The organism is Bordetella sp. H567 (assembly GCF_001704295.1).
Classification (GTDB): Bacteria; Pseudomonadota; Gammaproteobacteria; order Burkholderiales; family Burkholderiaceae_B; genus Bordetella_C.
Window position 1 is genome coordinate 5,329,629 of sequence record NZ_CP012334.1, and the last position, 19,546, is coordinate 5,349,174.

The window sequence follows — 19,546 nt, forward strand, 5'->3', positions numbered from 1 at the left end:
CCGGTGCGGATCATGTGGTTGTAGATCACTTGCATGCCGGCGGCAAGGCCGCGATGGCGGCCGCAAGCGCGGCGCGCAATTCCGGGCCGGCTGCGGTCATCGGCGCGCGCAGCATGTCCTCGCAATCGTGCAGCGCCGCCAGCACCGCCTTGACCGGTCCCGGATTCGGATGCGCGTACAGCAGGCGGATGACCGGCGCCAGGGCATGGAACAGCGCCCGCGCGCGATCCCAGCTGCCGGCCCGCGCGGCGTCGAACATCGCCACGTGCAGATCCGGGCGCACATGGGCGGACGCGACGATGGCGCCCGCGCCGCCCAGGCCGAGGGTGGCCAGGGCCTGCAAGTCCTCGCCCGCCATGACGGCCAGCCGGCCGTCGGCGATCAGCGCGATGGTCTTGTCCAATGCGCCGCCGCAGTCCTTGATCGCCACGATGTTCGGATGCGAGGCCAGCGCCAGCAGCGTGGACGTTTCCACCGTGGCGCCGGTCCGGTAGGGAATGTCGTACAGCACCAGCGGCACGCGCGAGGCGTCCGCCAGCGTCTCGAACCACAGGCGCAGGCCATCCTGCGCCGGCCGCACGTAAGCCGGCGCGCTGGCCAGCACGCCGGCCAGCGGCCGCTGGCCGAACTCGCGGAGGCGGTCGCGCGCCTGGCCCAGGTGATTGCTCGACAGGCCCATCGCCACCGGCAGGCCATCGGCCGCGGACAGGACGGTATCGAGCACCAGAAGCTGCTCGCCGGCATCCAGCGCGGCGGCTTCCCCGGTACTGCCGCAGGCCACCAGCCCGTGCACCCCGGCGTCGCGGTAGTGGCGCACCAGGCGCCGCAACGCGCCCGGGTCGACTTCGCCGTGGCGAAATGGCGTGACGAGCGGGACCCAGATGCCGCGGAACGCGGGTGCGCGCTGGGCCGCGCTGGGCGGGAGGGGCTGGGTGGCGAGGTTGGGCGTATCCATATCGACTCCTATGCAAGACCGATGGAGGTCCGCTAAAAGCGCGTCGGATACGTATGGAGAAGGACCGGATGAAGAAGGGGGCCCGCCCTGCCGCTGTTCCGTCGCTCTTCTGACGGAACAGCTGCTCCGGTCAGATGAGCGGCTGTTTTTTGGCTTTGACGATCCGCGCGCAGGCGTCCGCCATGCCGGCGGCATGGGCCTGGACAGCAAGGAAAGCGGCGGTCGTCATGGCCGTGATCATACCTGCACAGCGGGAACCCGAACATCCCATCGTCGCGCAGCCTTATGCCGGCAAGCTGGCCAGGAAGACCTCGCACAGCGCTTCCATGCCGGCGCGGTCGTCCTCGTCGAAGCGGCCGGGCAGCGGACTGTCGACGTCCCACACCCCGATCAATTCGCCGCCGCGCACCAGCGGCACCACGATTTCCGACCGCGAGGCGGCATCGCAGGCGATGTGGCCGGGAAATGCGTGTACGTCGGGCACCAGCTGCGTGCGCCGCTGGCTGGCCGCGGCCCCGCAGACCCCGCGATCCAGCGCGATGCGCACGCAGGCGGGCTTGCCCTGGAAAGGACCGACCACCAATTCAGTGCCATCGTAGAAATAGAAGCCGGCCCAATTGAGATCCGGCAGGGACTGGTAGACCAGCGCCGAAAAATTCGCCGCGTTGGCGATGCGATCGTGTTCGCCGGCCAGCAGGCCGCGCGCCTGTTCGATCAGTTCGGCATAGCGGCCGGCCTTGGTGGCGGCGGAGGAGGGAACAGCGGAAAACATGGCGTATGACTCCAGGCGGATGGCGCGCCGGCGCCGCCGGCGGTAATCATAAACGGGGGACGGTCCGCGACCGTCCTGTTTCCGGCGCGCAAGCCGGGCGGCCCCCAGGGCGTGCCGGCAAAAAGTGGGAGAATACCGCTTTGCCGTCCCTCGTTTGCCCCCGCACCTCCCCGTCACTGGTTTCCCGCCCTGGTTTGTTCACGGCCGCGAACCCCGGCACGGCGTTCCGGCGGCCGCGCAACGTGGCCCGTACCTACCCCGTTCTTTGAAGCCTACCCTCCATGGACAAGCCTTTCGAACCCGAATGCACTTTTTCTGAACGCGCCCTGCAGCTGACCAGCTCGGCCATCCGCGAGATCCTCAAGGTCACCGAGCGGCCGGACGTCATCTCCTTCGCGGGCGGCCTGCCGGCTCCCGGCGGTTTCCCGGTGGACGTCGTCCGCCAGGCGTTCGACAAGGTACTGGTTTCGAACGGCCGCGCCGCCCTGCAATACGGTCCGACCGAAGGCTACAGCCCGCTGCGTGCCTGGATCGCCGACGACCTGAACAGCAAGGGCGCCCGCGTCACGCCGGAACAGATCCTGATCGTCTCCGGCTCGCAACAGGCGCTGGACCTGCTGGGCAAGGTGCTCATCGACAAGGACAGCAAGGTCATGGTGGAAACGCCCAGCTACCTGGGCGCGCTGCAATCCTTCAGCCTGTACCAGCCGCGCTACGAATCCGTGGCATCCGACGAAGGCGGCCTGGTGCCGGAAGCCTTGACGCCGGCCACCGCGCAGGGCGCGCGCTTCCTGTACGCCCTGCCCAATTTCCAGAACCCCACCGGCCGTACGCTGGATCGCCAACGCCGCGAAGCGCTGGTGCAGCAGGCCGCCCGCTTGAACCTGCCCGTGGTGGAAGACGACCCCTACGGCGAACTGCGCTACGCCGGCGAGCCGCAGCCCAGCCTGCTCTCGCTGGGCACCGACGTCGGCGCGCACATCATCCGCATGGGTTCGTTTTCGAAGGTGCTGGCCCCGGGCCTGCGCCTGGGCTATATCGTCGCGTCGCGCAAACTGATCGACAAGATGGTGCAGGCCAAGCAGGCCACCGACCTGCACACGTCGACGCTGACGCAAATGGCCGTGTACGAAATCGTCAAGGATGGCTTCCTGGCCCAGCACCTGCCGACCGTGCGCGAGCTCTATCGCAAGCAATGCGGCTACATGCTGGACGCGCTGCAGCGGGAATTTCCCGCCGCCGCGACCTGGACGCGGCCCGAGGGCGGCATGTTCATCTGGGTCACGCTGCCGGAAGGCATCGATACCACGCAGTTGCTGCAACAGGCCATCGCCGAGAACGTCGCCTTCGTGCCGGGCCAGCCGTTCTACGCCAATGCGCCGGCGCCGCGCAACACGCTGCGGCTGAGCTTCGTGACCGTGCCGGAAGAGAAAATCCGCAGCGGCATGGCCACGCTGGGCCGTCTGATCAAGGCGCAACTGGGCTGAGGTCGTCCGCATGTCCACGCAGCAACCCAGCGGCCGCATCGACCTGAACGACATCGAGTTCGACGACTGGGTGGCCCGCTGGCTGCCGCGCTCCTGGGGGCCGTATGCGCGGCTGTGCCGGCTGGACCGCCCCATCGGCACGTGGCTGACGCTCCTGCCGGCAGTGGCCGCGCTGGCCCAGGCGGCCGGCGGCTGGCCCGCGCCCTGGCGGGTGCTGGTGTTTTCGCTGGGCGCGCTGTTGATGCGCGGCATCGGCTGCACCATCAACGACATCTTCGACCGCGACATCGACAAGCATGTCGAACGCACGCGCTACCGGCCGCTGACCAGCGGCCAGCTGACACTGCGGCAGGCGCTGTGGTTCCTGTTCGCGCAGTTGGCGGTATGTGCCTCGCTGCTGCTGCCCATCAACCCCATGAGCCGCTGGCTGGCGCTGGCCTTGCTACCCATCGTGGCCATCTATCCGCTGTGCAAGCGGGTGACCTACTGGCCGCAGGCGGTGCTGGGCGTGTGCTTCAACTGGGGCATGCTGATGGCCTGGTCGGACACGCGCAACGAAGTCCCGCTGGGCGCGGTCGCGGTCTACATCGGCACCATCCTGTGGCAGATTGGCTACGACACCATCTACGCCTATATCGACGTGCGCGACGACCGCAGGCTGGGCCTGCATTCCACCGCCCTGCGCTTCGGCGCCGCGGGCAAGAGCTGGATCGCCGGTTTCTATATCGCCACGCTGGCGCTGTGGGCATGGGGCGGCCATGCCGTCGGCCTGGGCTGGCCCTACGCCGTCGGCATGGTGTTGATCGGCGCGCACCTGGCCTGGCAGCTCGCCAAGCTGGACCTGGATCGTCCCGAGCTGGGCCTGGGATTGTTCCGCGCCAATCTGTGGGTAGGCGTGATGCTGGTGGCCGCGTCGGTGTTCGGCGGCCTGGCGGCCTGAATCATCACCCGCTATTGAATCCGCCGTATCGCCGGCGGCGTCCATAATCCTTCGGCGGCATCCTCGCGCGGCTGGTACAGGCGCAGCATCAGGGTGAAGCGCCCGCTTTGCGGCGCGGGCAGCCAATTCCGCACCTGTTCGCCCGCCGGCTGCGCATACTGCACATAGACGGTCCACGTGCCGTCCGCCGCGGGCGTCAGCGGGTGGCGGGTGCCCACGGCATACAGGTTGATCGGGTTGTCGAACAGCTCACGGCGGTCGTTGTACAGCGTCATCGACCACAGCGCATCGGCGGGCGGCAGCTGGCCGCGGTCGAAGCGCACCTCGTACCGGAAGCTGCCATCCAGCGGCCGGCCATCCGAATCGGCGGACGCGCGCAACACGATCTCGTCTTCCGGCAAGGGCGTGGCAATCTGCACCCGCGCAGTGCGGGCGCGCAAAGGGTAGTCCGTGCCGTAGCTGCCCAGCCGCCGCTGCGGCATGCGCCAGGCATCGCCACCCTGCGGCCGCGGCTGGATGGGGGACCGCACACTGGCCTGCCCGCGCAGCACGCCCGCCTCCACCGCCGCCCGTATGTCGGCGGGCAGGCGCGACAGCTCGAAGTGCTGACCCGGCGCCAGGCCCAGTCGCGCCATGCGCTGCAGCATGGGGCCGTCGCCGTCATGCGGCGGATAGCGGGCGGCCAGTTCGGCGAATGTAGAGAAAAATTCCTGCGGCTTCATTTCCGCAACCTGCTCGACGGCCGGGCGCCGCGACAGCGCCACGTCGAAATGGCCGTCCGCGGGCACCGTCTTCTTGCCCCAGCGCGACAGCGGCGTGGCCTCGACGGCCGTCTGGAATCCCTGCGCGGCGCTCAGGTCCGATATCCCCCGGTACGCCACCCGCAGCCGCAACAGGCCCGCGCTGGTCGGCGCGCGCAGCAGCTCGGCTGGCTTGGGCAGCTTGCCGTGCCAATCGGGCGCCACGATGGCATACACCCGCAGGCCGTCCTGCGCCGTGCGGCTGCCCGGCGCGGCGAAGACGTCCGACCACATATCGGCCAGCGTGAGCGAGTAATAGCGGCCCCGTGCATCGGGCACCTCGACCAGCAGCGGCTCCTTCGATACGTCGAACCACAAAAGCGACCATAGCGTATCGATGTCCGGATAGGGCAGGCCGTGCAGCAGAGGGTCCGCCGCGCGGCTCATGCGCGTGAAGCGGTTGAGCGGCGCGCCGCTGCCGAACGACGTATCGGGCGATTGCACATTCGTCTGCACGCGGCGCGCGACGTCCATCAGCACCAGCGGATAAGCGTAGACATAGGCATCGGCGGCGATGTCGCGGGCCTGGCCGGTATCGAGCGCCGACGCCGCCGTCGCGGGCATGGCCCAAGCGGCGACCAGACAGAGCGCGACCACGACAAGACGGCGACGCAACGGCATGCGGACTTGCCCCCCGGTGCCGCGCGGACATTCCGCGCGGTTCGGGAAAATTCTACTGGGCGAAAGTCTTACAACCCATCCCGGAAAGGATGCATAAAAGGATGACTCCGCCCGGACCAGAACGGGGCGTCACACCGCTTGCCCGCATCGCTTGCGGCGCGACCCGGCCCGCGCACATGCTCCCGAAGGCCTCGGCACCGGCAGGCTCGGTACGCAGGCGCCCCAGTGTGCCCGCGTGGCGGCGCCAGGCCCGCGGCACGCCGCGCCGCAGCACAACAAAACCTTGGGCTAGCCCTCACAAACCGTCCGTTGTGCGGCTCCCTGCCCCTCACTATGATGGCCTGCATCGTCCTTGCAGGAGCCCCGCATGATGGATCCCCAGACCGCCGCGCAGCATCGCCAGATGATCGATACCGTGCGTCAGCTCGCCCAAAGCGAATTCCGGCCGCGCGGCCTGCGCTACATGGACGGCACCTTTCCCTGGGAAAACATCCGGCAGCTCGCGGAGCTGGGCGTGCTGGGCATGTCCGTGCCGGAGGAATACGGCGGCCTGGGCTTGCCCATCTTCGACACCGCGCTGATCCTGGAAGAGATCGCCAAGGTTTGTTACGTGACGGCGATGGCGGTGCTGGGCGAGGCCGGCGTGCAGACGCGCGTCATCGCCAAGTACGCGCCGCCCGCGATCCGCGAACGCATCCTGCCCAAGGTCTGCACCGGCGAATGCATCCTGGCGGTATGCATGACCGAACCGCACGCCGGTACGGACGTCGCCAATTACCGCACCAACACGGTGGTCAAGGGCGAGCGCATCGTGGTCAACGGCACCAAGACCCTGATCAGCCGCGCGCGCGAAGCCGGCATGTTCGTGATCTTTACCCGCATCGACGGCATGCCGGGACGCGAGGGCATAGGCTGCGTGCTGCTGGACGGCGACACGCCGGGCCTGCAGGTGACCGGTACGTACCACACCATGGGCGGCGAAAACCTGCATGAAGTGCAGTTCAACGACTGCGAGGCGCCGCTGGAACACCTGGTCATCCGCAAGGACGGATTTCGCGAACTGCTGACGGCGTTCAACACCCAGCGCTGCCTGAATCCCAGCATTTCGCTGGGGCTGGCGGAGGGGGCATTCGATGAGGCGCTGTCCTACGTCAAGTCGCGGCAGATCTTCGGGCGCGAGCTCGGCGGCTTCCAGGGCATACGCTGGAAGCTGGCCGACATGTATCGGGATATCGAGGCCGCGCGCGGCCTGTTGTACCGCGCCTGCCTGTCGGCCGATCCATTTCCGGATCCCTTCCTGGCCGCGGTGGCGAAGATCACCACCAACGAAATGTCGCTGCGCGTGACCAGTGAAGCGATACAGGTGCATGGCGGCTACGGCTTCACCGACGAGTACCTGGTGTCGCGGCTGTATCGCGGCGCGCGCTACGGCACGCTGGGCGGTGGGGCCACGGAAACACTGAAGGACCTGATCGGCAGGAAGCTGATGGACCATGCCGGGGAGCCGGACGGGATCCTGGGCTTGACGGAGCTGTACGTTTAGACGCGTCGCGGCGAGGCGACATGCGCCGAGCGTGCACATCAGGCAGTACGACCGGCACGCAGATGGCCGGCTAGAAGAACGGTTCGCGATGCATTCCGTCAATATGGAGACAAGGCATGAGAAGAACCTTCCTGACATTCCTGCCTGGCCGGCGCGCCGCATTGGGAAAAGTGCTGCTGCACTTGCTGGGCGGCGCGCTGCTTGCCGCCGGCGCGCCAACGATGGCCCATGCCGCCTATCCCGACAAACCGATCAGGGTGATCGTCGGCTTTCCGCCCGGCGGCCCGAACGACCTGATCGCCCGCATGATTTCCAACAAGCTGGGCGAAAACCTGGGCCAGGCCGTGGTCGTGGAAAACCGGCCCGGCGCCAATGCGGAAGTCGCTGCCGCCTATGTCGCCAAGGCCACGCCCGATGGCTATACCGTGCTGTTCGGCTCCAGCGGCGCGCTGACCATCAGCCCGAACATGAAGGCCGACCTTCCCTACGATCCCGCCAAGGACTTCACCCCGCTGATCGCGGTGGCGGACAACCCGATGCTGCTGGTGGTGGCGGCCACCTCGCCCTACAAGACCACCGCCGACATCGTGAACGCCGCGCGGGCCAAGCCGGGCGGCCTGACCTATGCCTCCGCGGGCACCGGCAGCCCGACGCACCTGGCCGGCGCGCTGTTCGCGTCCATGGCGGGATTGAATATCCTGCACGTCCCCTACAAGGGCGGCGGCCCGGCGATGACGGACCTGATCGGCGGCCAGGTGCAGATGTACTTCGCCGGCATTCCCACCGCCCTGCCCCTGATCCACGGCGGCAAGCTGCGCCCGCTGGCGATCACGGGCCCCGCGTCATCGCCCGTGGCGCCCGGCATACCGCCAGTGGCCGACACGCCGGGCCTGAAAGGCTATGAGGCCTCCATCTGGTATGGCTTCCTGGCCCCCGCCGGCACACCGCCGGAGGTGGTGAAGATTTTCGACAACGCGGTCAGCAAGGTCCTGGCGGATCCGAAAGTCCAGCGGCAGTTCGCCAACGACGGATCGCAGATCACCGACGTGCGCGGCGAGCAGTTCGCCAACATGATGCGCGACGAGAAGGCGAAGTGGGGCGCGATCGTCAAGCAGATCGGCCTGGCCGCCAAACCGGGACAGTAAGCCATGCTATTGCTGGAACACGATGGCAAGCAGTTGCTGGCCGACCGCGGCATCGCCGTGGCGCCGGGTGTGTTGATCGAAGACCCCGCCGCCTGTGCCGCCGCGCAGCTGCCGCCGGGACCGTGGGTGGTGAAGGCGCAGGTGCCGGTGGGCGGCCGCGGCAAGGCCGGCGGCATCCGGATGGCGGATACGCGCGCGCAGGTGGAGGCGCACGCAGGCGCGCTGGCACATGCTTCGATCCGAGGACACGCGGTGCAAGGATGCCGCGTGGAACAACGCATCGCCGGGGGGCGCGAGGTTTACCTGAGCCTGATGGTGGACCCGGCAGGCGCGGGCGTGCGTGTACTGATGTCGGATTCCGGCGGCGTCGATATCGAGTCGCTCGCGGGCCAACCGGATGCCGTGCTTACCGCCGTGGCGGCACCCGAAGCCCGCGCCGTGGCGGAAGCCGCCCGCGCGCTTGCCGACAAAATCGGCGGCGTGAGCGGTGCCGCGCTGCGCGATGCGGCCCAGCCCTTGGCCGCCGCGTTCTTCGACATGGAGGCCTTGCTGCTGGAGATCAACCCCTTGTTCGTACGCGAGGACGGCACGTGGCTGGCAGGCGACGCCAAGATCATCCTGGACGACAACGCACTGGCCCGCCACGATAGCCTGGCCGCGCTGGTCCGCGCGCGTGCGCGCGCCTATCCCGAGACGGCCTTCAAGCTGGAGGAAGATTTCGACTACGTGGAACTGGATCCGCGCGGCGAGGTGGGATTGATCACCACGGGTGCGGGGCTGAGCATGATGCTGGTGGATCAGATGTCCGAGACAGGCCTGAGCGCCTTCAATTTCCTGGACATCCGCACCGGCCAGATGCGTGGTGATCCGCATCGCCTGCTGCGGGTGTTCGACGCGATGCGGCATGGCGCCGGGATCAAGGTGCTGCTGGTGAATATCTTCGCGGGCATCACGCACCTGGGCGAATTCGCGCGCTTGCTGACGCACGCCCTGGCGCAAACGCCGACGCTGAAAGGCTTGCCGGTGGTGGCGCGGCTGGTGGGCAATGGCCAGGAGGAAGCGCGCGCGATCCTGGAAAGCGCGGGGATGGCGATTTTCCTGGAAGAGGACCTGAAAGCGGCGTTGACGCGCACCGCGCAACTGGTGAAGGCGGCGAAGAACCCATGAATGTGCATCCACTCCTGGCGCTGGACGGCGATACGCCGGTACTCGTACAAGGCATCACCGGCCGCGCGGCGCGCAAGCATACCGGCATGATGCGCGCTTACGGCACGCGGATCGTGGCGGGGACCTCGGCGGGCAGGTCGGCGCCGCAGACGGATGTCGATGGCGTACCGGTGTATCCGGACTGCACGGCCGCGGTAAAGGCGACTGGCGCGACAACATCCATTGCGATGGTGCCGCCGCTGGCGGTCAAGGACGCCGTACGCGAAGCGCTGGACGCGGGCATCCGGCTGGTGGTGACCGTTGCGGAAGGCGTTCCGGTGCACGACGCGCTTCACGTCAAGCGCATGGTGGACGCGGCGGGCGCGTGCTGGGTGGGCGCATCGACGCCGGGCCTATGCCTGCCCGGACGCATCAAGCTAGGCTTCCTGCCGGATGTATCGCTGCGTCCGGGGCGGTTGGGTGTGATGTCCAAGAGTGGGACGCTGTCTTATGAAACCTGCTATCGGCTGGCGCGCCGGGGGGTGGGGCAGAGTGCCTGGATAGGGGTCGGCGGCGATCTCGTGAAGGGAACGCGTTTCGCGGACCTGCTGCCGTTCTTTGGGGCGCGTGACGATACGGATGCGGTCCTGGTGATCGGCGAGATCGGTGGGACGGAAGAAGAGGAACTTGCCAAGGCGATCGCGCTTACGGGGTTTGCGAAGCCGGTGTTTGCGTTATTGGCGGGGGCACAGGCGCGGGAAGGCGTGACCATGGGGCATGCGGGGGCCTTGGTACATGGAAACTCCGGGAGCTTGGGGAGTAAGCAGGCGGCTTTGCGAGGGGTGGGGGTTGGGGTGCATACGAGCATCGATGGGGTGGTGGGGGAGGTGGTTCGTTGTTGTTTTCGTGGGTGATTTGGTTTGCGGGGGGTGTTGGCGCGCGTGGGGTGGTGATGCCGTCGGGCGGTGAAGTGCTGATGCCGTCCGTCGGGGGTGAGGCCTGTCGAAGCCGGCCCGATCGTCCGGTCCGGCCCGCGGGGGCCGGACACCGCGTCGCTGTCCTCGTCCGCCGGGCGTTGGGGGGTGGGATTTTTCTTCATGGTGTCCGCGCCTCGGCTCCCTTCGGCACCCGCTCGCTCGGACTCAACGGGCCGGCTTCGACAGGCCTCACCCCCGACGGACTCCGTTGTGCCTTATTCACTGGCCGTTGGGACGGGCGGTGTGCTTGGCACTTCGTGGGTGTGTGCGTTTCGGCAATGGAAGATTTTGCGCTGCCCGCCGTTCATGGCCGCCCAGCGCGGCCATGAACGACTTACGCGCTTAGGTCATGCGGTGGTTGTCGCGTGCGCCGAGGGGAGTGTCATAAATTTTGTGTTTGAGGCCTAACATAGCTGCTCCAGAGGAGCACATTATGGCTACCAAGCAAAAGGCACCTCCGAGGGAATTGCCATCGATTCCTGCAAATCTGATGGATGAGTTCGTCAAAGGTCCGATGACGCCGGAGTCGGTGCAGGACCTTTCGATGGCGTTCAAGAAGGCCCTGATCGAACGGGCGCTGGGCGCGGAAATGGGCCAGCACCTGGGCTATGGCGCCGGCACGGACCCGCCCGAAGGCAGCACTAACCATCGCAACGGCACCAGTGGCAAGACGGTGATAACCGACGATGGGCCGCTACGCGTGGACATTCCCCGGGACCGGCAAGGCAGTTTTGCGCCGATCCTGATTCCCAAGCACAAGCGTCGATTTACGGGATTTGATGACAAGATCATCGCCATGTACGCCCGGGGGATGACGGTGCGCGAGATCCAAGGTTTTCTGCTTGAGCAGTACGGCACGGAAGTCTCGCCCGAGTTCATCAGTTCGGTGACCGACGCGGTTATGGAAGAGGTGATCGCCTGGCAGAACCGCCCTTTGGAGACCATGTATCCGGTGGTGTTCTTCGACGCGTTGCGGGTGAAGATCCGCGAAGATGGCGTGGTACGCAACAAGGCGGTGTACCTGGCGCTGGCGATCCTGCCGGACGGCACTCGTGACATCCTGGGCCTGTGGATCGAGCAGACCGAGGGATCGAAGTTCTGGATGAAGGTGTTCAACGAACTCAAGACTCGGGGCACGCTGGATATCCTGATCGCGGTCACCGACGGCTTAAAGGGAATGGAGCAGGCGCTGAACGCGGTATTTCCAAGCACCACACTGCAAACGTGCATCGTGCATCTGATGCGCAGTAGCGTCGAATATGCGAGCTGGAAGGAGCGCCGGATAGTGGCTGCGGCTCTCAGGCCGATCTACACCGCACCGACCGTGGAGGCTGCGCAAGCGGCGCTGGCAGTGTTCGAGCAAGGCAGTTGGGGCCAAAGATATCCGACCATCGCCCAGACCTGGCATCGCGCCTGGGACCGCGTGATCCCGTTCTTTACGTTTCCCCCGGCGATCCGAAAGATCATCTACACCACCAATGCCATCGAGAGCTTGAATGCGCAATTGCGCCGATCGGTAAAGACCCGTGGACACTTCCCCAGTGACGACGCCGCAACCAAGTTATTGTGGTTAGTCCTGCGCAATATCACGGGCACCTGGGGCTGCGCCACGCACGACTGGAGGTTGGCCATGAACCAGTTTGCCATCATCTATGCAGAACGCTTCACCGACCCATATCACTGAAGTAGCATGAACCTGGAGAGTCAGAAACACGACGACGTTCAAATGCCTCAAACACAAAAATCCTGACAGTCCCGCGCCGAGGGTGCCAATAAGCGGAATCCCCGCATGCCACAACCGCCCACAATATCCACGACACGTCGCGCCACAACGCCGGCTGCATACCGCAGCCGCGTAGGCGCTTCGGGGCCGCGCTGGGCGGTCCCGAAGCGACGGGCAATCCAAGATCTTCCATCGCCGAAACGCACAACCCCACGAAGTGCCAAGCACACAACCCGTTCCAGCGGCGGGTGAATAAGGCACAACGGAGTCCGTCGGGGGTGAGGCCTGTCGGGGCCGGCCCGTTGAGGGCGAACGAGCGGGTACCGAAGGGAGCCGAGGCGCGGACGCCATCAAGAAAAACACCGGCACCGAACGCCCGGCGGACGAGGTCAGCGATGTGGTGTCGGGCGCCCGCGCGCCCGACCGCCCGATCGGGCCGGCCCCGACAGGCCTCACCCCCGACGGACGGCACGAGCACGACACCCACCGCCAGCAAGCTCTCCGGACAACGCCGAATCCACCGCCAAGACGACCTCCAGGATCCCCAAGTCCCGACGATGCACCGCACCAATCCCCCTATGCGAAAATCCATCGTCATGCCACGCCGCATCCCTCCGCTGAATGCCCTGCGGGCGTTCGAGACCGCCGCCCGGCATCGCAGCCTGAGCAAGGCGGCCAGCGAGCTTGCGGTATCGCAAGCTGCCGTCAGCCGCCACGTCAAGTTCCTGGAGGAATACCTGGGCGTGCGGCTGTTCGACCGCCGCCCTTCTTCGTTGCAGCTCACCGCCACTGGCAAAGCCTATTCGCAGCGCCTGACGCGGGCCTTCAACGAGATCGCCTCCGCCACCGACCAGACGGTGGACGCCGCCGGCAAGCAGCGCCTTTCCCTGCGCGCGTATTCCACCTTCATGCTGCGATGGCTGCTGCCCCGCCTGCCGGACTTCCAGCTCAAGCATCCACGCATAGAACTGAACATCACGACGGCCATCGAAGCCCCGGATTTTTCCCGCGACGGTATCGACGTCGCCATCCGCTATGGCAAGGGCGCCTGGCCCGGGCTGTATGCGCAGAAACTGTTCAGCGATGCGCTGCGGCCTTTCTGTACGCCGGGCTACGTCCAGCGCATGGGCGGCATCACGCTGGACAAGCTGCGCGACTGCACGCTGCTGCATCACTCGCGGCGCACCGAAGACTGGCGTGACTGGCTGGACGCCGCTCGGTCACCGCCCCTGGAGCTGGACACCGGCATGTTCTTCGACGACCTGCTGCTGGTGCACGAGGCAGCGCTACGCGGGTTGGGTATCGGCATCACGCAAGAGAAATACATCGAAGCGGAGTTGGCCAACGGTACGCTGGTTTGCCCCTTCGATACCGTACTGTGCCGTGAAGTCGGCTACTACGCCGTTTGCCGTGCCGGGGCCAAGGACCAGCCCGGCATCGAGGAATTCCTGGGATGGCTGGCCGGCGTCTCCGGCCAGGCGCCGCCACCCTGACATCGTGGATGGCGCCCCGGAGGCCGCAGCCGATAGAATGCGCCTTATTGGTGCATCGGCGGGCGATGCGCCGTCCCGTGTTTTCATCACCACAGGCACGCCTATGTATCCCACCGTCGCCGGCGACGCGCAAGCGCCGCGCAAGCCCATCACCTTGGCCACGCTGACCGCCATGCACCAGCGCGGCGAGAAAATCGCCATGCTCACCTGCTATGACGCCAGCTTCGCCTCGCTGCTGGACCAGTGCGGCGTCGACATCCTGCTGATCGGGGATTCGCTGGGCAATGTCGTGCAGGGGCAATCGTCCACCCTGCCCGTCTCGCTTGAACACATGGTCTATCACACCGAATGCGTCGCGCGCGGCAACAAGACTGCGTGGGTGCTGGCCGATCTGCCTTGGGGCAGCTATCACGAATCGCCCGCGCAGGCCTATGCCAGCGCCGCGCGGCTGATGGCGGCCGGTGCGCAGATGGTCAAGGTGGAGGGCATGGACGGCAGGACGCCGTGGATGTCGGACATCGTCGCCTTCCTGACGGAACGCGGCATACCGGTATGTGCGCACATGGGCCTGACGCCGCAATTCGTGCATGCCCTGGGCGGCTATCGGGTGCAGGGCAAGGACGAGGCCGGCGCGGCGCACCTGAAGCAGCAGGCCCGCGTCATGCGCGACGCCGGCGCCAGCATGCTGCTGTACGAGATGGTGCCCGCCGCGCTGGCGGCCGAGATCACGGCGGATGTGAACATTCCCACCATCGGCATCGGCGCGGGCGCGGGATGTTCGGGACAGGTGCTGGTGCTGCACGACATGCTGAATGTATTCCCGGGCCGCAAGGCGCGTTTCGTGCGCAACTTCATGGAAGGCGCGAGCAGCATCCAGGAAGCCGTCCAGGCCTATGTCCGCGCGGTGAAGGACGGCAGTTTCCCGGCGCAGGAACATTCCTATTGAGCGACGGCGGCCCTGATCCGGGAGCCCGCGTGATGGCACGTTGCGAAAGCGCCGCGCCGGATGACCGGGTGGCGGATGGCTTCGCGTCTAAGGGCATCATGGCGCAAGGCCGCGTGCCGGAAGGCGCCGGCGTATCGCCCCGCGCCGGATCGCCCTGGGTTTCATCGCGCCACCGGCGCATATCGTCCGCAGGCCGGCGTGAGGGCGCGAAGACTTGACATCACACGGTGTAATTTCGCGCCAGCCGGCCGCCATCGATACATCACACCGTGTAGTTCAGCGCCAGCCGCCCGCCATCGATATACAGCGTTTCGCCCGTGATATAGCTGGACGCGTCGCTCAGCAGATAAGCGACGGCATCGGCGACTTCGGCGGGTTCGCCCAGGCGGCGCATCGGCGTGCGGCTCATCAAGCGGGCACGCGTGGTTTCGTCGGCCAGCACGGCCTTGCGCGCCAGTTCGGTGGCGATGGTACCTGGGCCCACCGCGTTGACGCGGATGCCGTGGTCGACCAGCGCCAGCGCCATGACGCGCGTCAATTGCGCCAGCCCACCCTTGCTGACGTTGTACGAAGCGATCGTGGGGATGGCCATGACGGCATTCACCGAGCTCATGTGCACGATGGCGCCGCCGCCCTGCTCCACCATGACGCGCGCTACCGCCTGGCCCACCAGGAAGGCGCCCTTCAGGTTGACGTTGAGCACCGCATCCCAATCGTCTTCCGTGATGTCCAGGAAGTTGGATGTACGAACGATGCCCGCGTTGCTGACGAGCTGGTCGATGCGTCCGTAGGCTTGCCGGGTCGCCGCCACGGCGGCTTGCACCGATGCCTTGCTGGCGACATCGCAATGGATATAAGTAACGCGTGCGCCGTCGCGTGACAGCGCGTCGGCCAGGGCCTGGCCCGGCGCGTCGGCAACGTCCCAGATGGCCACGGCGGCGCCGGATTGCGCCAGGCGGCGCACGCAGGCCTCGCCTATACCCTGCGAGCCGCCGGTCACCACCGCGACCTTGCCCTGGAAATCGAATACGGTATTGCTCATCGAGAGTCTCCTGTAGCGGCGCGCGGGCGCCGTTTCACTATCCTGCCATCATCGCGGTCGTGGCGGATCCGCGGCGTGCTGGCGTCCTGGTATCCCGCTATCCCGGTATCCCGGCGCCCCGGCACCCCGGCACCCCCGGCACCCCGACACCCCGACACCGCAGCACCGAGACATCCCGGCATCCCAGCAACCCAGCAACCCGGAGTCACGGCATCCCGGCGTCACCGCTTCATGGCCATGGGTCAACGCTCCACCGTGCGATTCCAGCGCGCGTTGAAGGCGGCGCGCGTGGCGTTGATGGCGTCCCAGTCCAGCACCTTGGCGGTTTCCATATAGGTCTGGAACTGCTTCAGCATATCCTGGTTCGCGGGATCGGCCTGCACCTTGCGGTTGGACGGGAAGTGTCCGCCGTATTTCAGCGCATTGGCCTGCGCCTGCGGCGACAGCAGGTACAGCGCCAGCTTCTGCGCCAGGTCCGGCTCGCTATTGTTCGCGATGACGCATTCGCCCACCATCAGGATGACGGAACCTTCCTTGGGCTGGACGTATTCCACCGGGATATCGCGCTTCTGCAGGCGCGCGATGGCGGTGGGCGTCAGCGGGAAAATCGCCGCCTCGTCGGATTGGATCATTTCCGCGAGCTTGGCGGAATTCGGGATGTACTCCAGCACGTTGGGGCCTATCGTGCTGCTCCATTTGGCGAAGCCGGGATCCGTGTGCTGGTCGTCGCCGCCTTCGATGCGGTTGAACATCAGGAAGGCATGCAGGCCGAACGTACTGTTCGAGGCGGACTGGAAAACCACCTTGCCCTTGTATTTGGGATCGGCCAGATCCATCCACGACGTGGGCGCGGCCCAGCCGTTCTTCTTGAACAGGCGCGTGTTGTAGCCCAGGCCCGTCATGCCCATGTCGATGCCGGCGGCCATGCCGTCCTTCATGACGGCCGTCGGATACAGGTCCTTCAGCACGGGATCGTCGCGCAGCTTTTCGCACAAGCCCATGGACGCCGCGCGCGCCATCACGCCGTCGTCCAGGAACATGACGTGCATCTGCGGGGAACCCTTGTAGGCCTGGGCCTTGGCCAGCACTTCGGTGGAGGTGCCGGGCACCACCACGATCTTGGCGTTGTTGGCCTTTTCGAAATCATGGAAGACGTACTGCGTGAACGCGCGTTCCATATCGCCGCCATTCATGCCCACGTACAGCGTTTTCTGCTGCGCCCAGGCGCTGGCGGGCAGGACCGACAAGGCGGCCAGCAGGGCGGCGCCGGCCAGCCACGGGGCGCGGGATTTGCGATCGGGATTCCGTTTGCTCATGTCGACTCCAGCGGGTGCCCATGGCCATGTTCCGTGTGGTCCGCGGCCGCATGAGCGTCGGCTGCGTAACGGTCGATGCGGAATGCATCAATGGGGATAGCGGTGCGGCCGGTGGCGGCCAGGTCGGCCAGGACCTCGCCCGCGGCGGGGCCGATCTGGAACCCCGCGCCGGAAAAACCGAAGGCATGGAACAGCCCGGGCGTGGTGCGGCTGGGGCCGAGCACCGGGTTGTGGTCCGGCATGCTGCCTTCCACGCCGGACCAGAAGCGGATGATGTGCGCGCCGCGCAGCGCGGGCAGCAGATCGGCCGCCTTCGCGACCAGCGTACCGATCTGCGCGCGGCCCGGCCGGGCGAAATCCGGGTGGACCGATACGCCGCGGCCGCCGCCGATGACGCAATTGCCGCGGTCCACCTGGCGCGCATAGACGCCGCCGCCCTGCACACCCAGACTGACGGTCATGAAGCGCGGCAGCGGTTCGGTCACCATCATGAGTGGATGGATGGAGGCTTCCGGCACGGGTTCGCCGAACGCGGCGGCGAAGCGGCCGGCCCAGGCGCCGGCGCAATTGAGCAGGATGCGGGATCGGACTTCCAGCATATCGGCGGCCCGCAGCACGAAGCGTTGGCCATCATGCGCGGCGCTGTCGATGCGGGTGTGCTCGTGCACGGCGGCGCCCGCGCGGCGCGCGGCCTGCGCGAATGCGGGCGACACCAGCCGCGGATTGGCGTGGCCGTCCTCTGGGCAGAAGGAGCCGCCGACCACGCTGCTGCCCAGCCAGCCGAAGCGGCGATCCAGCGCGGCGCGATCCAGCATCTGCAGCTGCATGCCGAAGCCGCGCGTGCCGGCGCGATAGCGTTCGAGTTCGGCCAGGTCGGCATCGGTATAGGCCAGCTTCAGGTGGCCGGAGCGCTGGTATTCACCGTCGATGCCGATCAGGCCGCGCAGATCGCCCCACAGGGCGTGCGCACGCTGCGTCAGCGGCATCTGGGCCAGGGGCCGGCCCTGGCGCCGCACGCCGCCATAGTTCACGCCGCTGGCCTTGGCGCCGCAGGCGGCGGCGTCCAGCAGCACCACCGGCACGCCGCGCCGCCGCAGGAACAGGGCGGCGCTGGCGCCGACGATGCCGCCGCCGATGATGGCGACCTCGGTTTCCAGGCGTTCCATCAGCGCCTGCCCGGCCCGGACATCCCCATCGCGCCCGCCACGCCGGCGGCTGGCAGCGCAGGCACGTCCGGGGCGTCCATGGAGAACAGCGAGATGGGTATGGGCTTGATGGGGGGCTGGGCACGCAGCCAACCCACCTGCGGCAGCGCCACGCCGCTGGCGCGCGCCAGCACTTCGGCGGCCGCCGCGCCGCACATGCGGCCCTGGCAGCGCCCCATGCCAACGCGGGTCAGCGACTTGCCACGGTTCAGTTCGCGCGCGCCGTCGATCTGCGCCGACGCGCGCAAGGCCCCCACCGTGATTTCCTCGCAGCGGCACAGGATGACGTCGTCGCCCAGCGACGCGGCCCAGTCCACCGGGAAGGGAAACGCCCGTTCCAGCGCATCGCGCACGCGCTCCTGCCGCGCCAGCTTGCGCTGCAGCGCCGCGGCGCGCGCGGTGTCGGTGCGCACGCCGGCGTCTTCCAGCAAGGCCAGCGCGGCGCGCTCGCCGGCCAGTTCCGCCGCGTCCGCGCCCGCGATGCCGGCACCGTCGCCGGCCAGGTACACGCCGGGTACCGATGCGCGGCCGGCGGCGTCGCGACGGGGCAGCCAAGCCCTATCACGTTCGTGATAATCGAAACGGCAACCGGCGACCGCGGCCAGCTGCGTTTCCGCGCGCAGCCCCAGGCCATAGGCGACGGCATCGCACGCAATGCGCAGGGACTTGCCGCCGCCGTCGCCGTGGGCCTGGCGGCACACGACGCCGGACACCTCTTCGTAGCCGATGACGTGATCGGGCCGCACATCGCTGTAGAGGGGAACGCCGTGCAGGCGCAGCCAGCCCAGGGTGTAGAGGCCCTTGGCCACGAGTCCCGGCGTGCGCATCATGCCGGGCAAGGCGGCCAGGCGGTCGGTGCTTGCCGACGTATCGAGCACCGCGGCCACCTCGGCACCAGCCTTGGCGTACTGGTAGGCCACCAGGTACAGCAGCGGGCCGGTGCCCATGAAGGCCACGCGCCGGCCGATGCCGCAGCCCTGGAACTTCAGGGCGACCTGCGCGCCGCCCAGCGTATAGACGCCCGGCAAGGTCCACCCGGGAAAGGGCAGCACGCGGTCCGTGGCGCCGGTGGCCAGGATCAGGTGCGTATAGTCCACCGTCTCGTTCCTGCCGTCGCGCAGCACGTCCAGCACGCCATCCTCGCAATTCCATACCAGCGCGCCGGGCCGGTAGTCGATCGCGGGTATCAGCGCCTGCATGGCGCCGTGCAGCCGCGCCGCCTTGCGGTGTTCGAAGCCGTAGAGCTCGCGTCCGGAACGCTGGAAGCCCGCCGGCGGCTGGCGGTAGATCTGGCCTCCCGCGCGCGGCGCTTCGTCCAGGACGATGGGCCGCAGGCCGGCGGCCACCAGGGCCTGCGCGGCGCGGATGCCGGCCGGCCCGGCGCCGACGATGACGGGGCGCGTGTCACGCATGGCGGACCTCCCGGGGGGCGAAC

Annotated in this window: 16 protein-coding genes; 9 read left to right on the forward strand and 7 right to left on the reverse strand. The window is 67.5% G+C overall.

The features are described 5' to 3' along the window. Positions 1 to 25: 25 nt before the first annotated feature. Positions 26 to 955 carry a 4-hydroxy-tetrahydrodipicolinate synthase gene (gene dapA / locus AKI39_RS23855; RefSeq protein ID WP_066641592.1) on the reverse strand — a complete coding sequence of 310 codons (930 nt, stop codon included), beginning with the start codon at positions 953 to 955 and terminating at the stop codon, positions 26 to 28. Between the two features lie 283 nt (positions 956 to 1,238). Next, positions 1,239 to 1,727 carry a GAF domain-containing protein gene (locus AKI39_RS23860; protein WP_066641593.1) on the reverse strand — a complete coding sequence of 163 codons (489 nt, stop codon included), beginning with the start codon at positions 1,725 to 1,727 and terminating at the stop codon, positions 1,239 to 1,241. A gap of 281 nt (positions 1,728 to 2,008) precedes the next feature. On the opposite strand from AKI39_RS23860, the gene AKI39_RS23865 reads away from it, so the two are divergent. Together AKI39_RS23865 and ubiA are read left to right on the forward strand one after the other, a co-directional pair. Further along, the gene (locus AKI39_RS23865) at positions 2,009 to 3,214 is read left to right on the forward strand and encodes an aminotransferase-like domain-containing protein (RefSeq protein ID WP_066641594.1); all 1,206 of its coding nucleotides are present in this window, start codon (positions 2,009 to 2,011) and stop codon (positions 3,212 to 3,214) included. Between the two features lie 10 nt (positions 3,215 to 3,224). Further along, positions 3,225 to 4,154, forward strand: coding sequence for a 4-hydroxybenzoate octaprenyltransferase (ubiA, locus tag AKI39_RS23870; protein ID WP_066641595.1), 930 nt, complete (start codon positions 3,225 to 3,227; stop codon positions 4,152 to 4,154). Positions 4,155 to 4,165: 11 nt separating this feature from the next. Here the strand turns inward: ubiA and AKI39_RS23875 are convergent, their stop codons facing one another. Next, on the reverse strand, positions 4,166 to 5,575 hold the full coding sequence (locus tag AKI39_RS23875) for a DUF1254 domain-containing protein (protein WP_066641597.1): 1,410 nt from the start codon (positions 5,573 to 5,575) through the stop codon (positions 4,166 to 4,168). Positions 5,576 to 5,942: 367 nt separating this feature from the next. Here AKI39_RS23875 and AKI39_RS23880 point away from each other — a divergent pair, with 367 nt between their 5' ends. The 7 genes from AKI39_RS23880 to panB all read left to right on the forward strand — a co-directional run bounded on the left by AKI39_RS23880 (position 5,943) and on the right by panB (position 14,548). Continuing rightward, a complete protein-coding gene (locus AKI39_RS23880) occupies positions 5,943 to 7,118 on the forward strand; it encodes an acyl-CoA dehydrogenase family protein (RefSeq protein WP_145925368.1) in 1,176 nt (391 codons plus the stop codon). A gap of 116 nt (positions 7,119 to 7,234) precedes the next feature. Next, the gene (locus tag AKI39_RS23885; RefSeq protein WP_083229033.1) at positions 7,235 to 8,263 is read left to right on the forward strand and encodes a Bug family tripartite tricarboxylate transporter substrate binding protein; all 1,029 of its coding nucleotides are present in this window, start codon (positions 7,235 to 7,237) and stop codon (positions 8,261 to 8,263) included. A 3-nt stretch (positions 8,264 to 8,266) separates the two neighbouring features. Then, the gene (locus AKI39_RS23890) at positions 8,267 to 9,430 is read left to right on the forward strand and encodes an ATP-grasp domain-containing protein (protein WP_066641599.1); all 1,164 of its coding nucleotides are present in this window, start codon (positions 8,267 to 8,269) and stop codon (positions 9,428 to 9,430) included. After that, positions 9,427 to 10,323 carry a succinate--CoA ligase subunit alpha gene (locus AKI39_RS23895; protein ID WP_066641601.1) on the forward strand — a complete coding sequence of 299 codons (897 nt, stop codon included), beginning with the start codon at positions 9,427 to 9,429 and terminating at the stop codon, positions 10,321 to 10,323. Before AKI39_RS23890 ends, AKI39_RS23895 begins: the two co-directional genes overlap by 4 nt. Before the next feature lie 496 nt (positions 10,324 to 10,819). After that, positions 10,820 to 12,070: an IS256 family transposase gene (locus tag AKI39_RS23900; protein WP_066631610.1), complete on the forward strand. Its 1,251-nt coding sequence runs from the start codon at positions 10,820 to 10,822 to the stop codon at positions 12,068 to 12,070. Positions 12,071 to 12,687: 617 nt separating this feature from the next. Further along, on the forward strand, positions 12,688 to 13,602 hold the full coding sequence (gene gcvA, locus AKI39_RS23905) for a transcriptional regulator GcvA (RefSeq protein WP_158515210.1): 915 nt from the start codon (positions 12,688 to 12,690) through the stop codon (positions 13,600 to 13,602). 103 nt (positions 13,603 to 13,705) lie between these two features. Beyond that, positions 13,706 to 14,548: a 3-methyl-2-oxobutanoate hydroxymethyltransferase gene (gene panB, locus AKI39_RS23910; protein ID WP_066641603.1), complete on the forward strand. Its 843-nt coding sequence runs from the start codon at positions 13,706 to 13,708 to the stop codon at positions 14,546 to 14,548. Positions 14,549 to 14,810: 262 nt separating this feature from the next. Here the strand turns inward: panB and AKI39_RS23920 are convergent, their stop codons facing one another. From AKI39_RS23920 to AKI39_RS23935, 4 genes are all read right to left on the reverse strand, one after another. After that, complete coding sequence (locus AKI39_RS23920) at positions 14,811 to 15,590, reverse strand: SDR family NAD(P)-dependent oxidoreductase (RefSeq protein ID WP_066641616.1); 780 nt, start codon at positions 15,588 to 15,590, stop codon at positions 14,811 to 14,813. Between the two features lie 242 nt (positions 15,591 to 15,832). Continuing rightward, the gene (locus AKI39_RS23925; RefSeq protein ID WP_066641618.1) at positions 15,833 to 16,906 is read right to left on the reverse strand and encodes an ABC transporter substrate-binding protein; all 1,074 of its coding nucleotides are present in this window, start codon (positions 16,904 to 16,906) and stop codon (positions 15,833 to 15,835) included. Beyond that, on the reverse strand, positions 16,903 to 18,075 hold the full coding sequence (locus AKI39_RS23930) for an NAD(P)/FAD-dependent oxidoreductase (protein WP_066643691.1): 1,173 nt from the start codon (positions 18,073 to 18,075) through the stop codon (positions 16,903 to 16,905). The genes AKI39_RS23925 and AKI39_RS23930 overlap by 4 nt, the downstream gene beginning before the upstream one ends. Next, positions 18,072 to 19,523: an FAD/NAD(P)-dependent oxidoreductase gene (locus AKI39_RS23935; protein WP_066641620.1), complete on the reverse strand. Its 1,452-nt coding sequence runs from the start codon at positions 19,521 to 19,523 to the stop codon at positions 18,072 to 18,074. Before AKI39_RS23935 ends, AKI39_RS23930 begins: the two co-directional genes overlap by 4 nt. Positions 19,524 to 19,546 lie beyond the last annotated feature (23 nt).

Excerpts from the sequence above, each read along its gene's own strand:
- AKI39_RS23890 (WP_066641599.1), top strand. The coding sequence starts at position 8,267 with ATGCTATTGCTGGAACACGATGGCAAGCAGTTGCTGGCCGACCGCGGC.
- dapA (WP_066641592.1), bottom strand. The coding sequence starts at position 955 with ATGGATACGCCCAACCTCGCCACCCAGCCCCTCCCGCCCAGCGCGGCC.
- AKI39_RS23880 (WP_145925368.1), top strand. The coding sequence starts at position 5,943 with ATGATGGATCCCCAGACCGCCGCGCAGCATCGCCAGATGATCGATACC.
- AKI39_RS23935 (WP_066641620.1), bottom strand. The coding sequence starts at position 19,523 with ATGCGTGACACGCGCCCCGTCATCGTCGGCGCCGGGCCGGCCGGCATC.
- panB (WP_066641603.1), top strand. The coding sequence starts at position 13,706 with ATGTATCCCACCGTCGCCGGCGACGCGCAAGCGCCGCGCAAGCCCATC.
- AKI39_RS23925 (WP_066641618.1), bottom strand. The coding sequence starts at position 16,906 with ATGAGCAAACGGAATCCCGATCGCAAATCCCGCGCCCCGTGGCTGGCC.
- AKI39_RS23865 (WP_066641594.1), top strand. The coding sequence starts at position 2,009 with ATGGACAAGCCTTTCGAACCCGAATGCACTTTTTCTGAACGCGCCCTG.
- AKI39_RS23875 (WP_066641597.1), bottom strand. The coding sequence starts at position 5,575 with ATGCCGTTGCGTCGCCGTCTTGTCGTGGTCGCGCTCTGTCTGGTCGCC.
- AKI39_RS23885 (WP_083229033.1), top strand. The coding sequence starts at position 7,235 with ATGAGAAGAACCTTCCTGACATTCCTGCCTGGCCGGCGCGCCGCATTG.
- AKI39_RS23900 (WP_066631610.1), top strand. The coding sequence starts at position 10,820 with ATGGCTACCAAGCAAAAGGCACCTCCGAGGGAATTGCCATCGATTCCT.
- ubiA (WP_066641595.1), top strand. The coding sequence starts at position 3,225 with ATGTCCACGCAGCAACCCAGCGGCCGCATCGACCTGAACGACATCGAG.
- AKI39_RS23920 (WP_066641616.1), bottom strand. The coding sequence starts at position 15,590 with ATGAGCAATACCGTATTCGATTTCCAGGGCAAGGTCGCGGTGGTGACC.
- AKI39_RS23860 (WP_066641593.1), bottom strand. The coding sequence starts at position 1,727 with ATGTTTTCCGCTGTTCCCTCCTCCGCCGCCACCAAGGCCGGCCGCTAT.
- gcvA (WP_158515210.1), top strand. The coding sequence starts at position 12,688 with ATGCGAAAATCCATCGTCATGCCACGCCGCATCCCTCCGCTGAATGCC.
- AKI39_RS23895 (WP_066641601.1), top strand. The coding sequence starts at position 9,427 with ATGAATGTGCATCCACTCCTGGCGCTGGACGGCGATACGCCGGTACTC.